Source organism: Actinacidiphila paucisporea, from assembly GCF_900142575.1.
GTDB lineage: Bacteria > Actinomycetota > Actinomycetes > Streptomycetales > Streptomycetaceae > Actinacidiphila > Actinacidiphila paucisporea.
Genome location: NZ_FRBI01000012.1, coordinates 22,628 through 35,093 on the forward strand (window position 1 = coordinate 22,628; position 12,466 = coordinate 35,093).

Annotated in this window: 10 protein-coding genes; 3 read left to right on the forward strand and 7 right to left on the reverse strand. The window is 76.1% G+C overall.

The features are described from left to right. Window positions 1-103 precede the first annotated feature (103 nt). Entirely contained in the window at window positions 104-2,233 is a 2,130-nt protein-coding gene (locus tag BUE44_RS18910; protein WP_079189865.1) for a phage holin family protein, read from the reverse strand. 96 nt (window positions 2,234-2,329) lie between these two features. On the opposite strand from BUE44_RS18910, the gene BUE44_RS18915 reads away from it, so the two are divergent. Together BUE44_RS18915 and BUE44_RS18920 are read left to right on the forward strand one after the other, a co-directional pair. Next, entirely contained in the window at window positions 2,330-3,130 is an 801-nt protein-coding gene (locus BUE44_RS18915) for an MBL fold metallo-hydrolase (RefSeq protein WP_073499985.1), read from the forward strand. Further along, complete coding sequence (locus tag BUE44_RS18920) at window positions 3,127-3,753, forward strand: DedA family protein (RefSeq protein ID WP_073499987.1); 627 nt, start codon at window positions 3,127-3,129, stop codon at window positions 3,751-3,753. The genes BUE44_RS18915 and BUE44_RS18920 overlap by 4 nt, the downstream gene beginning before the upstream one ends. Window positions 3,754-3,929: 176 nt before the next feature. Here the strand turns inward: BUE44_RS18920 and BUE44_RS18925 are convergent, their stop codons facing one another. The 3 genes from BUE44_RS18925 to BUE44_RS18935 all read right to left on the reverse strand — a co-directional run bounded on the left by BUE44_RS18925 (window position 3,930) and on the right by BUE44_RS18935 (window position 6,973). Further along, complete coding sequence (locus BUE44_RS18925; protein WP_073499989.1) at window positions 3,930-4,931, reverse strand: MBL fold metallo-hydrolase; 1,002 nt, start codon at window positions 4,929-4,931, stop codon at window positions 3,930-3,932. Window positions 4,932-5,016: 85 nt separating this feature from the next. Then, entirely contained in the window at window positions 5,017-6,231 is a 1,215-nt protein-coding gene (locus BUE44_RS18930) for an aminotransferase class I/II-fold pyridoxal phosphate-dependent enzyme (protein ID WP_073499991.1), read from the reverse strand. An 82-nt stretch (window positions 6,232-6,313) separates the two neighbouring features. Beyond that, window positions 6,314-6,973: an HAD family hydrolase gene (locus BUE44_RS18935; protein ID WP_073499993.1), complete on the reverse strand. Its 660-nt coding sequence runs from the start codon at window positions 6,971-6,973 to the stop codon at window positions 6,314-6,316. Window positions 6,974-7,025: 52 nt separating this feature from the next. Here BUE44_RS18935 and BUE44_RS18940 point away from each other — a divergent pair, with 52 nt between their 5' ends. Continuing rightward, complete coding sequence (locus BUE44_RS18940; protein ID WP_073499995.1) at window positions 7,026-8,498, forward strand: bifunctional phosphatase PAP2/diacylglycerol kinase family protein; 1,473 nt, start codon at window positions 7,026-7,028, stop codon at window positions 8,496-8,498. A 57-nt stretch (window positions 8,499-8,555) separates the two neighbouring features. On the opposite strand, the gene BUE44_RS18945 is transcribed toward BUE44_RS18940, so the two are convergent. The 3 genes from BUE44_RS18945 to BUE44_RS18955 all read right to left on the reverse strand — a co-directional run bounded on the left by BUE44_RS18945 (window position 8,556) and on the right by BUE44_RS18955 (window position 12,332). Next, the gene (locus BUE44_RS18945) at window positions 8,556-8,984 is read right to left on the reverse strand and encodes an SseB family protein (protein ID WP_073499997.1); all 429 of its coding nucleotides are present in this window, start codon (window positions 8,982-8,984) and stop codon (window positions 8,556-8,558) included. Window positions 8,985-9,088: 104 nt separating this feature from the next. Beyond that, a complete protein-coding gene (locus tag BUE44_RS18950) occupies window positions 9,089-10,156 on the reverse strand; it encodes an RNA ligase (ATP) (protein ID WP_073499999.1) in 1,068 nt (355 codons plus the stop codon). Window positions 10,157-10,283: 127 nt separating this feature from the next. Further along, on the reverse strand, window positions 10,284-12,332 hold the full coding sequence (locus BUE44_RS18955) for a DUF5107 domain-containing protein (protein ID WP_073500292.1): 2,049 nt from the start codon (window positions 12,330-12,332) through the stop codon (window positions 10,284-10,286). Window positions 12,333-12,466: the final 134 nt, after the last annotated feature.

Below are 12,466 nucleotides of genomic sequence, written 5' to 3' on the forward strand. Positions count from 1 at the left end.
GGGCAGCCGCGGCAGCTGCCGGCCGTCGCGGAGATCACCGGGCGACCGCCGCGGACCTTCGAGGACTGGGCGCGGGCCCACGCCGGCAGCTTCCGCTGACGCCTCAGGGCCGCGTACGCGACAGCCCGCGCCGCGGGCGCGGGACCGGCACGGCCGCGGCCGCCGGTGCCGGGGGCAGGGCGGCGGAATCCAGCCAGCCGTGGAACAGCGCGTGCAGCGCCTCCGCTCCGACCACCGGTTCCGCGGGCAGCGGCAGGTCGGCGGGGGCCAGCAGGAAGGGGCGGGACTGGGGTCCGCCGAGGCCGCCGTGCGACCCCGCCTGGTCCTCGAAGGCGTGCACGGCCCCGGTGCGCGGGTCGACGGCCGAGTTCACCATCAGGTCGGCGGTGTGCGGAAAGGCGTCCGTGCGCAGCACCGCGGCCGCCGCGCCCGGACCGAAGCCCGCCAGCGGGTCGGGGCCGCTCACCCGGCCGGTGGCCAGCTCGTTCTCGCCGCCGTCCGGGCCGAGGACCAGCGGGCCGCGCCGCTCGCTGCGCACCAGCACGAAGCCGATGCCCGGGTGCGCGGTGAGCGTCGGCAGCAGGGCGGGGCAGCGCCGCCCGATCTCCTCCAGCGTCGCCCGCCCGGCGATGTCGGGGAAGGCGACCAGGCCGAGGTTGCCCGAGGCCAGCACGACCGGGTCGGACGGCGGCCCCTCGCACGCGGCCTCCTCGGCGGCCCGCCGGCCCTTCTCCGGGCGGCGCAGGGCGCTGCGGGCCGCGGCCCGCGCCTCCGCGCCGGCACGCCGCCTGGCCCGCCGCCCGGACTCCCGCCCGGCCGGCGGCAGCCCGCACCCGGTGCGGACCAGCTCGCGCAGGCCCGTGCCAAACGCGTCCTCGAAGGTCTCGCCGGCGCTCTGGCCGTGGTCGGACAGCAGCACGATGCGGTAGGGCCGCGGGGCGTAGCGCGCCGCGTCGGCGATCAGCCGGACCGAGCGGTCGAGCCGGGTGAGGACCTTGCGGGCGTCGCGGCTGCCCGGGCCCGAGTGGTGGGCGACCTCGTCGTAGGCGACCAGGTCGGCGTAGACCGCGGTGCGCCCGGCGAGCATGTCGCCGACGACCGCGGCCACCGCCACGTCCCGCTCCACGACGGTGGCGAAGGCCCGCAGCACCGGGTAGAGGCCGCCGCGCTTGATGCGCGGACGGTCCCTGCGCAGCCGTGACGCAGTGGACTCCGCGACCTCCCTGCCGACCTCGGCGACGAACGACCAGGCGGTGCGCACCGCGTTGGCCGGGTCGGAGAAGTAGGCGAAGTAGCCGGACCTGGAGCGGCTGAACTTCCCGCGCTGCGCCGCCACCGACATCACCAGCGCCGACTGGTCGGCACCGCCGGTGAAGAGGTTGCCGCGGCTGGCGCCGTCCGCGGCGAGCAGGCCGCCGCAGCCGGTGCGTTCGACCGCCCTGCGCTCCAGTTCGGCGGCGCTGGACGGCCGGTTGCAGACCATGACCTGCCCGGTCTCCTTTTCGAACCAGCGGAAGGCGGGCACGTCGTGGTTGCTGCCGTGCAGGATCGCCAGCTGGCTCGCGCCGGTCTGGCTGCTCCAGTCCGTCTGCCACCCGGTGAGCCGGTGGGTGCTGCCCAGCCAGCCGGCCAGCGTCGGCATCGCGGGAGCGCCGCCGGCCAGCGCGGAGCACAGCACGTCGTGTCCGACGCCGTCGAGCTGCAGGAAGACGGTGCCCGGGGTCGTCGGCAGCGGCGGGTCGCCGATGCGGCGCCGGCGCCGCCCGGCGAGCCGGGCCAGCCGGCGCCCGTAGGCGGCGTCGTCGCGTACGGCGAGCGCGGTGCTGGTCGCCGACGACGCCGCCGACATCACCGCGGCGATCACCACGGCCGTCACCGGCGTGACCTCTCCCCTGCCGTCCGGGGTGAAGCGCAGCGCGACCAGCAGCAGCGAGCCGTTGAGGAAGAAGACCAGCGCGCCCAGCACCAGAGCGGGCACCAGCAGCAACGCCCTGACCAGCAGCGGCCACACGAGCGCGCTCAGCACGCCGAAGGCGCCCGCGCCGATCGCCGCGGTCACCGCGATCTGGGTGGGGCTGTCGCCGTTCTGCGCCTCGATGCGGAAGTCGGGCAGCAGCCAGGCCAGCAGCGCCAGCGTGGCGCTGGCCACCATCCACACCGCGAGCACCCGGCCGGCGGCCCGCAGCGCACTGCGCCCAGCGGGCCGTCTCCGACTCTCTCCGGGCTGAGGCATCCCCTTACCCTGCCATACCCACCCGGCCGGACCTGCAACGAAGGGCATACGCTCGGCATCGGCGGGGAGGCGCACGGCGGGGAAGGGACAGCTGCGGTGACAGTGGAGATCACGTGGTGGGGGCATGCCACGGTGACCGTGCGGGACTCCGGGACGCGGGTGCTGACCGACCCGCTGTTCGCCCGCAGGCTCGCGCACCTGCGCCGCCGGCGCGGGCCGGTGCCGCCGCCCGCCGCGGCGGCGGCCGACCTGGTGCTGGTCTCGCACCTGCACGCCGACCATCTGCACGTCGGGTCGCTCGCCCGGCTCGCCCCCGGCACCCCCGTCCTGCTGCCGCGCGGCGCCCAGGCGGCCGTGCCCGGGCTGCGCCGCGTACGCGACCGGCTGCGGCTGACCGAGGTGGAGGCGGGCGAGTCACTCGACTTCGGCCCGCTGACCGTCCGCGTCGTGCCGGCCGCACACGACGGACGGCGGCTCCCGTACGGGCCGCAGCGCGCGCCGGCGCTCGGCTACGTGGTGGAGGGCGCCGCGCGGACGTACTTCGCCGGCGACACCGGGGTGTTCGACGGGATGGCGGAGGCGGTCGGCGAGTGCGACATCGCGCTGTTGCCGGTCGGCGGGTGGGGGCCCTTCCTCGGCCACGGCCACCTGGACGCGGCCCGGGCGGCACAGGTGCTGGCGCGGCTGGCGCCGCGGGCGGCCGTGCCGGTGCACTACGGCACCTTCTGGCCGATCGGGATGGACGCGGTGCGGCCGCACGAATTCCACACCCCCGGCGAGGAGTTCGTCCGCCTCGCCGCGCACGCGGCCCCGCGGGTCGCCGTGCACCGGCTGGACCACGGCCAGAGCGTCACGGTCGCGGACACCGGCGCCGCCGAGCGGGGGACCGCCGGGTGATCGCCTTCCTGGCCTCGGCCGCGGCGAACCCGCCGTCCTCGCAGGGCACGCAACAGGCGGTCGGCTATCCGACCCTGTTCCTGCTGGTGGTGCTGGGCTCGCTGATACCGGTGGTGCCGACCGGCGCGATCGTCTCCAGCGCGGCCGTCGTCGCCTTCCACCAGAGCGACCCGCTCGCCCTGCTCGGCGTCTTCTGCGTGGCGTCCTTCGCGGCGACGCTCGGCGACATCGGCCTGTACGTGCTCGGGCAGCGCGGCGCACGGTCGCGCGGCGGCTCGCGCCAACTCCACCGCCTCCAGGACCGCGTGGACGAACACACCCTGGCCACGGCCCAGCGCCGGCTCGACGAGCACGGGGCCGCGGTGCTGGTCCTGTCCCGCCTCATACCCGCGGGCCGCCTCCCGGTCATGGTCGCCTGTCTGCTCTCCGAGATGCCGCTGCGCCGCTTCGTGCGCGGCGATGTCCCGGCGTGCCTGGCCTGGGCGGCCACCTACCAGCTGATCGGCATCCTGGGCGGCTCCCTCTTCCCCGAGCCCTGGCAGGGCGTCGCCCTCGCCGTCGCCCTCACCTTCGCGATCGCCGCGGGGCCGTCCGTCGTGCGGCACCTGCGCCGGCAGCCCTGACCCCGCCACTCCCCAGCGGGCTGCGGACCCGGATTGCCGGCGCCTGGGGGCTTGTCGCGCAAGTGCGCGCGACCCTGAAAGGCGGGGCACCGCGCTCCCGGCGACGCGGCGGCCGCACGCGGGGGCGCGAGCAGGCGTGGCGGCGGGAAGGCCGTCGCCGCCCTGAGGGGCGGGAACTACCCCGGCGTCTGGCGGGCAAGGCGGCGGGAGGCGCCGACCGGGAGGTCCCAGAGGCATTCGCGCGGGAGGCCGGCCGCGGCCCAGGCGGCGTACAGGCGGGTGAGAGGTTCGAGGGGCGGCTCGCTGGAAAGCAGGAAGGTGGCCCAGTGCATCGGGGCCATCACGGCGGCGCCGACGTCGAGGAAGGCCTGGACCGCCTCCTCCGGGTCGGTGTGGACGGCCCGCAGCAGCCGCCGCGGCGCGTACGCCCCGATCGGCAGCAGCGCCAGGTCGATCCCGGGGTGCGCGCGGCCGATCTCGGCGAAGCATTCGCCGTAGCCGGTGTCGCCGGCGAAGTAGACGCTGGGCCCGGCGGGGTCGGTGACGACCCAGCCGCCCCACAGCGACCGGCAGCTGTCGGTGAGCGAGCGCCGGCTCCAGTGGTGCGCGGGGACGAAGTCGAAGCGGACGCCGCCGATCTCGGCGGCCTCCCACCAGTCCAGCTCCGTCACCCGGGTGAAGCCGCGGCGGCGGCACCAGGTGGCGAGGCCGGCCGGGACCAGCAGCGCGGTGTCGCGCGGCAGCCGCCGCAGGGTCGGGGCGTCGAGGTGGTCGTAGTGGTTGTGGCTGATGACGACCGCGTCGACCGGGGGCAGCGCCTCCCACGGCACGCCGACCGGCGTGATCCTGGCGGGGGTGCCCGGGATGCGGCGCGACCAGACCGGGTCGGTCAGCACCGTCAGCCCGCCGACGCTGAGCACCCAGCTGGCGTGCCCCGCCCAGGTGACGCCGATCGCGCCCGGCCCGGACTCGGGCAGCGGGCCCGGCTCGACGGGCAGCAGCGGCACCTGTCGCAGAGTGTACGCGGGCGGGCGGACGACGCACTCGCGGACGGCCCGCACGAGGGTGCGCAGCCCCGGCAGCGGTTCGGTGAGCCGGTCGGCGAAGGACCGGGGCCAGACGCGGTGCTCACCGGGCGGGCGGGGCGCGGCCAGGGTCCGTTCGCTCTGATCGGTCATCGGGGCTCCGTCCGTGCGGTCCGTACGGCCTGTGCTGCGACCGGCCGGGAGATCGCGGGTCAGGGGGCGACGCCTCGAACGTAAGTCAGCCCGCCGCGCCCCGCGATCCCAGGTCGGCCGAACCGCTGACCACATCAGGGCCGGTCAGCGCGGCGAAGGCGGCCGTGAGGGCGTCCAGTGCGGCGGCCACATGGGGGACGGCGAGCGGGTCGGCGGCGGCCAGGGTGATACGGCGTTCGGCCTCGGTGCCGCCGTGCAGGGCTCCGGTGGCGATCCGCACCCGGGGCTCGGCCGGGTCGTCGCCGAAGCGGTGCCCGCCGGGCACGGTCCTGCCGAGCGCGGCGCTGAGGCGCTCCTCCAGGGCGGCCGCGTCGAGGTCCGGGGTACGCAGCGTCGGGTAGAGCTGGAAGCCGGCCTGCGGCGGGCGGCACACCGCCCCGGTGCCGGTGACGGCCCGGTAGGCGGCGGCGGCCGTCCTGGCGTGCAGGCGGTTCGCGGCGGCGGCGCGCTCCACGACCTCGGCGGGCTCGGTGAGGACGTATGCGGTGGCGGCGGCGACCGGCGTGGGCAGGACGGCGCGCAGCGCGGCCAGTGCCGCCGCGGTGCGCTGCCGCCACGCGGTGCCGTGGGCGGTCGCGGGGAAGCGGGCGATCGCGACGGGCACGGCCGCGGGCACCAGGGTCGCGCCGAGGTCGGTGAGGACGACCGTGTGGTCGGGCAGCATCTCGGCGGGGCTGAGCAGCACGGTGGCGCGGTGGTGCAGGGTGTCGGAGTAGGTCTCGTCGGAGACGATCTGCAGCCCGGCCTCGGCGGCGGCCTCGCAGGTCTCGTGCAGCAGTTCGGGCGCGGTCACCGTGCCGGTCGGGTCGTCGGCGGCCGACAGCACGAGCAGCCGCGGATCGGCGCCTGCCGCCCTGGCCCTGCGGACCGTCTCCAGCAGCGCGAACGGGTCGGGCACGCCGCCGCCCTCGGGCGCGCTGCGCACCGCGTGCACGGGCCGGTCGACCAGGGCCGCGACCGGCGCCTGCCAGGCGGGGGCCGGCCGGGCGAGCACCGGGTCGCCGCCGGACGCGGCGAGCAGCGCGAGCAGCAGCGGTTCCGCGCCGGGGGCGGCGAGCACCTGGCCCGGCCCGCTCCACATGCCGCGCCGGGTGAAGTAGCCGCAGGCGGCCTCCAGCAACCGCGGCCCGCCGCCCGCGGGTTCGGTGCCGGGCGCGACCGCGGACAGGTGGGCGTGCCAGTACGCGGGCACCGGAAGGCCGGGCTCCGGCCTCACGTCGTGCGGCAGGTTGATCGGCATTGCGCACCTCCGCTGATGGGCGCCCTCTTACGCCCACCTTCCCCCGCCGCGGGCCTTCCCGCACCAGCAGCCCGCGCGGCGGTCAGCCCTGGAGCAGGGCGGGGAGTTTGCGCATGTCGTCGAAGACCGTGGTGCCGGGGCCTTCCAGGCGGTGCGCCGGGGTGAGGCCGCCGCAGTAGCCGTAGGCGCGCATGCCCGCCGCGCGGGCCGCGGCGACACCGTACGGGCTGTCCTCGACCACCGCGCAGCGCGCCGGGTCCACGCCCAGGGTGCGGGCCGCGTGCAGGAACAGGTCGGGCGCGGGCTTGCCGCGGGTGACGTCCTCGGCGCTGAAGATCCGGCCGGCGAAGCGGTCGTACAGCCCGGTCAGGCCGAGGGTGTGCCGCAACCCGCGGTGGCTGGTGCTGGACGCGACGCAGACCGGCACGGTGAGCGCGTCGAGTGCCTCGACGACGCCGTCGACCGGGGTGAGGGCCGCCTCGAAGGCGTCGCGGTAGAGCTGCCGGTAGCGGGCGTCCCAGTCGTCGGGAAGCGGCCGCCCGAGGTGGGCGGCGATCTCCGCGCCCATGTCGGCGAAGGAACGGCCGACGAAGCGCTCCACGACCTCGTCCTGCGACAGCGGCCAGCCCAGTTCGGCGAGCATCCGCACGTCGATCGCGACGGCGATCTTCTCGCTGTCGACCAGGACGCCGTCGCAGTCGAAGACGACCAGGTCGGGGGGCTCGGGACGGGTGGCGTTCACCCGGCGAGCGTACAGCGAGCTTGCACGGCCCGGCACAGGGTAACCGGCAGGCATGGCATACCCCTGGAAGAGCTGGGACGCGGCGCTTTTCGCCGAGGTGGCGGGTCGGAACTGGCCCGGCGCGGAGCCGGTGCTGCCGCGGCTGAGCCGGGCGGCGAACCACGGGCGGCTGTGGTGCGCGGTCGCCGCCGGCATGGCGGTGGCGGGCGGCAGGGACGGGCGGCGGGCCGCCCTGCGCGGCATGGGCTCGCTGGCGCTCGCGTCGCTGACGGTCAACACCGTGGGCAAGGGCGCGGTCCGCCGGGCCAGGCCGCTGCTGGACGCCGTGCCGGTCATACGGCGGCTGCAGCGGCAGCCGGTCACCTCGTCCTTCCCCTCCGGCCACTCCGCCTCCGCCGCGGCCTTCGCGGTCGGCGCGGCCCTGGAGTCGGCGGGCTGGGGTGCGGCGGTGGCGCCGCTGGCTGCCAGCGTGGCCTTTTCCCGGGTCTACACAGGGGTGCACTACCCGAGCGATGTGCTGGTGGGCTGCGCGCTGGGGGTGGGCGCGGCGCTGACGATCCGGGCGCTGCTGCCTCCCGCACCGGGTGTTCCGCGGTCGGGTCCGGTGGCGCCGGCACCGTCGCTGCCGGAGGGGCGCGGGCTCCAGGTGGTGGTGAACGCCGCCTCGGGGCCGCCGCCGCTGCTGACCCCGCCGGAGGTGCGGATCGCCGCGGCGCTGCCGCAGGCCGAGGTCACCGAGTGCACGGAGGACGACGACCTCGCGGAGCTGATGGAGAAGGCGGCGCGTACCGCGGTCGAGGTGGGCGGCGCGCTGGGAGTGTGCGGCGGCGACGGGACCGTGCGGCTCGCGGCGGCGGTCGCGATGCGGCACGGGCTGCCGCTCGCGGTCTTCCCCGGCGGGACGCGCAACCACTTCGCGCTCGACCTGGGCCTGCGCACCGTCGAGGACACCGCGCGGGCGGTGCTCGACCGGCGGGCCGCCGGGGTGGACGTCGCCCGCACCACCGTGCTCGACACGCCGGACGGAGCTGCGGAGCCGTTCCTCAACACGTTCAGCATCGGTTCCTACCCGGACCTGGTGCGGGTGCGGGAGCGCTGGTCGCGGCGGGTCGGGTCGTGGCCGGCGAGCATGCTGGCGGCGGTGCACGTGCTGCGCACCTGCGAACCGGTGGACATCGAGATCAACGGCAGGCCGCGCTCGGTGTGGCTGCTCTTCGCGGGGAACTGCCGCTATTCGAGCGTGGGCCTGGCGCCGGTGCGGCGCCGCGACCTCGCCGACGGCCGGCTCGACGTGCGGATCGTGGACGGCGGCCCGTTCGCCAGGACCCGGCTGCTGGGCGCGGCACTGACCGGGGTGCTGACCAGGTCTCCGGTCTACGAGACGGCGGAGGTGCCGCGGCTGCGGGTGCGCGTGCCGGGCACGGGCGTCCACCTGGCCTGCGACGGCGAGGTGGCGCCCGCGCCACGGGAGCTGCTGCTCGACAAGGCGGCCGGCGGACTCGTGGTCTACCGCGGGCCGCGCTGAGGGCACGCGAGCCGGCCTGGGACCGGTTGGTGCCGCCGACCCCAGGCCGGCAACGGATCAGTTGGTGCCGCCGACCAGCCCGGCCAGAGCGCGTACGCCTTCGCCGGAGATGCTCAGCGAGTCCTCGTTGCCGGTGTCGATCGAGAGGATCAGCTCGTCGGACGGCCAGGCGCCGCTGAGCGCGGCCAGCTGCACCAGCCGGTAGCGGCGGGTCGTCGGCAGCGCCTCCGCCATCCGCGTCTCGGAGGTGAAGACCGGCACCAGCTGCCTGCCGTCCTCCTGCTCGAAGACCGGCAGCTGGATCTCCGGGGTCGGCTCGGTGCCGTCCACCGTTTCGGGGAGGTCGTCGACGGCCGGCACCGGCAGCAGCACCTCGCTGACCGCGAGGGTGCTGAGCGCGATGACGTTCTCACTGCCGTTCGCGATCTCGTGCAGCGCGCGCTGCGCGGGGGGCAGCGCGCCGTTGGGACTGATGTCGTCGGTCATCGCTTCTGTGTCCTCTCGCCGCGGGGGCTCGTCGCGCGAATACGGTCTCGGTTCGCTGAACCCCGCGCCTGCCCAGCCCTCGCCGGTCCATGCCGTCGGGCCCGTCACTCGTATTCCGTGCCGCCCTTACGGGTCAGATACGCGTCGCCGACGACCTTGGCGATGGCCCGGCCGCCGATGACCGGGCTGTAGGTGCCGTCGGCGGTGCGGACGACGACCCCCTCGCGGATGTGCGCGCCCCGGCCGGAGACGGTCTCGCGGCCCTGTGCCAGATCGAGTATCCGGTCCAGGTCGAAGGGGCCGTGGTGGAGGCGCGGCACCAGCGGCAGATCGCCGACCGGCAGGTCGGCCGGGTCGAGCCAGCTGAGCCGGCCGCCGATCTCCGCGCACACGTCGAAGGCGGCGTAGCCGGGTAGGTCGCGGCGGGCGTCGACACCGTAGCCGAGGTCCTGCACACCGCCGCCGTAGACCTCGCCGTAGATGCCGACCCTGGTCGCGCCGAGCGTGCCGGCCAGGTCCGCGGCGAGCCGCGGCAGGCCGTAGCCGCGCACGGCACGCCAGTAGAGATTCCCGGGCGACTCGATGAGGGCCAGCCGCTGCGAGCCCAGGCCCTTGGACGTGACGTGGATCGCGCCGGTGCCGGCGTGGTAGGTCAGGCAGCAGGCGGTGCCGTGCAGCTTCTCGGTGACGGTGACCAGGTCGCCGGCCGCGAAGATGTCCGGGTGGCGTTTGAGGTTCTCGATGTCGATCCACGGCAGCAGGTCGGGCGCGGACTCGACGTCGCCGCTCATCGAGATGGGCACCGGCGGCACCCATTTGGTGATGCCGAGGCGTTCGGCGAAGTCCTCGTCGGCGGCCGACGCGCTCGCCAGGTCGGTGCCGTCGAGCGCGGCCGGGCGGCACACGATGCCCTGGGACAGCTCCCCGCGCAGCCGTACCGCCCGCACGCGGTTGGCCGCGCCGCCCGCGAGCCGACCGGTCAGGCCCAACTCGGCGATCAGCGGGTCGGGCAGCACCGCCTGCTCGGGGATGTACACCGCGAACTCCCCCGTGCGGTAGGCCCCCTTGGCGACCACCGCGCGATACAGGCCGACCTGTGCCAGCTCCAGCGCATCGGCGTTCGGGTGCTCCACAACGGTCAGCTGCTCGGCTGTCACCCGCAGCGTGGACATGGCTGTCCCCTTCCCCCGACTCCCCCGTCGGTCCCGTGACCACCCCCGTGACCAGGGGCGCGGCACCACTGTGGCGGCAAGCGCACAGGCCGGGCCACCGGTTTGATCCGCCCCGCGGCCGGCTCGTTCAGCCGGCCGGGCCTATGGTGTCGGGCCGCATCAGGAAGTCGTAGCGGGCGGGCAGCGGGTGCTCGGCCCTGGCCGCGGCCCGCACCGCGTCGGTGATCTCGCCGTCGCCGGCCACCAGCCGCTCGGCCACGGCGTGCCAGGTCTCGCTCAGCTCCTCCGCTCCCTCCCGCAGGTCGGCGACGACGATCCCGGCGTCCAGTAGGGCGCGGGCGGCGGCCGCGTCCCCCTGCGCCAGCGCCGTACGGGCGCGCAGCAGCCGGACGCGTCCGTCGTCGAGCGGCACGGCCAGCAGGCGCGCGGCCTCCTCGGCCCGGCCCGCCTCCAGCAGCACGGGCACCGCCTCGACCAGCAAGGCGCGCTGGACGGTCCGCGCCTGCTGCCCGTACTCCGCGGTGGCGGCCCGCAGGCTCTCCCACGCCGCGACGTAGTGCTCGGCGGCCTGCTCGACCCTGCCCGCGACGCTGTCGGCGACGGCCAGCGCCCGGTGGCACCAGGGCGAGGGGTGGGCGGCGAGCGAACGCTCCCAGCTGCGCACTGCCTGCGCACGGTCGTCGGCGGCCCACTGGGCGATGCCGAGGTAGTAGTCGAGGAACCACTCGTTGCCCGGGTAGGTGTCGGCGGACTCCAGTAGCTCGCGCCACTGCGGTGAGACCAGGCACGGGCCCGGCGGGGAGCCCGCGGCGGGCCGGGGGAAGACGCCGGCCAGCAGCAGCTCCAGCCAGGGCTTCTGCTGGTCGCCGAGGGTGGTCGCCTCGAAGGGGGTGCCCGGGAGCCGGATGTGGCCGCGCTCGGCCTCCAGGGCGCCCCAGCCGGAGCCGGTGGCCAGGATGTCCTTGGGCTCGGCGTCGGCCTGTGCGAGCCAGTCGGCATAGGCGGTGTCGACGGCCGCGCGCGGCAGCGCCGCCTCCAGCCGGCCGGCGGCCTCCGCGCGGGCCGCGGCCCAGTCCTCGGCGTGCACCAGCTCCGGATCCGCGCTGAGCGGGCCGTAGGCCTCCAGCCAGGACAGGTCGGTGTCCGCGGGCATCGGGATGTGCTCGAACTGGGTGCGCGCCAGGCCCGCCTGGATCTCCAGATAGCCGCCGGTGCCCGGCTCGGTGAGCCACTCCTGCCAGCGCCGGCCGCCGCTGCCCCGGCCCCACCAGAAGACCTTCCGCCCGCGCAGCAGGTCGGTGGACGTCTGGACCAGGCCGTGCCCGGCGCCGTCCAGTGCGGCGATCCAGCGGCGGTCGTCGCCACGGATGTCGAGGAAGTAGTCGGCGGGGTGCTGCGACCCGGCCGGATAGCTGACGTCGGGCCCGCCGGCCACCGGGACCGGCAGCCCGACCTGGCGCAGCGCACGCTGGTGTCCGAAGTGCCAGGCGGCCTGCGCGGGCGCCAGCACGCGGGTCGCGTCGGTCTCGGGAACCGCGGTGTTGGACCACCAGTAGGCGGGGACGGTGCGGTCGTGCGGATTGCGGACCCGGATGCCGACGTAGAGGAAGTCGGAGTCCTCCGGGAGCCACAGGTCGATCTGGAAGGCCAGGTCGCGCAGCCGCTCCCATTCCCACAACCGCAGCATCTCGCCGCCGTCGGGCGCCGGCACCCGGCCGGCGTGCAGCGGGGCGCAGGTGTGCGCGGCATGCCCGGTGGCGCCGAGATTCCACTCGACCCCGCCGGAGAACCAGGCGCCGGCCAGCGCGAAGTCCGCGGGCTGGAAGACCGGGTTGCGGTAGAGCAGTTCGCGCCCGGTCGGCTTGTGGAACAACGAGTACAGCCGGCCGCCGAGGCCCGGCAGCACGGTGGCGCGCAGCCGGCTGTTCTCGATCACCAGCGCGTCGAGCGCGGCGGGCTCGCGGTCCCGCCCGTAGCCGTCGAGCAGCCGCGCCGGGAGGACCGTCCGCAACGGTGCGTACCCGATCTGCCGCACCATGTCGGCCGGCAGCCCCTCCAGGTCGGCCGGGTCGAGCCGGTGCAGTTCGCCCTGCGGGCGCAGCGCGGGCAGCGGATTCTCCGGTCCGAGCGGGGCGGCCGGAATGCTCACCTTCGTACTGCGCACGGTCGTAGCCAAGGCCACCTCATCCGGTTCGTCGGGTACGGGCCGGCCGCCGCGGTGTGCGGCGGGCCGTCGTCGGGGGTGCGGGACTGACGGTTCTGACGATCACCATGGAACAGCCTCCGACGCGCTCTGAACAGGCCCCGCCT

Bases quoted from the DNA above. Each gene is read 5' to 3' on its own strand.
- BUE44_RS18950 (WP_073499999.1), bottom strand. From the start codon at position 10,156: ATGTCCACGCTGCGGGTGACAGCCGAGCAGCTGACCGTTGTGGAGCAC.
- BUE44_RS18940 (WP_073499995.1), top strand. From the start codon at position 7,026: ATGGCATACCCCTGGAAGAGCTGGGACGCGGCGCTTTTCGCCGAGGTG.
- BUE44_RS18925 (WP_073499989.1), bottom strand. From the start codon at position 4,931: ATGACCGATCAGAGCGAACGGACCCTGGCCGCGCCCCGCCCGCCCGGT.
- BUE44_RS18930 (WP_073499991.1), bottom strand. From the start codon at position 6,231: ATGCCGATCAACCTGCCGCACGACGTGAGGCCGGAGCCCGGCCTTCCG.
- BUE44_RS18945 (WP_073499997.1), bottom strand. From the start codon at position 8,984: ATGACCGACGACATCAGTCCCAACGGCGCGCTGCCCCCCGCGCAGCGC.
- BUE44_RS18910 (WP_079189865.1), bottom strand. From the start codon at position 2,233: ATGCCTCAGCCCGGAGAGAGTCGGAGACGGCCCGCTGGGCGCAGTGCG.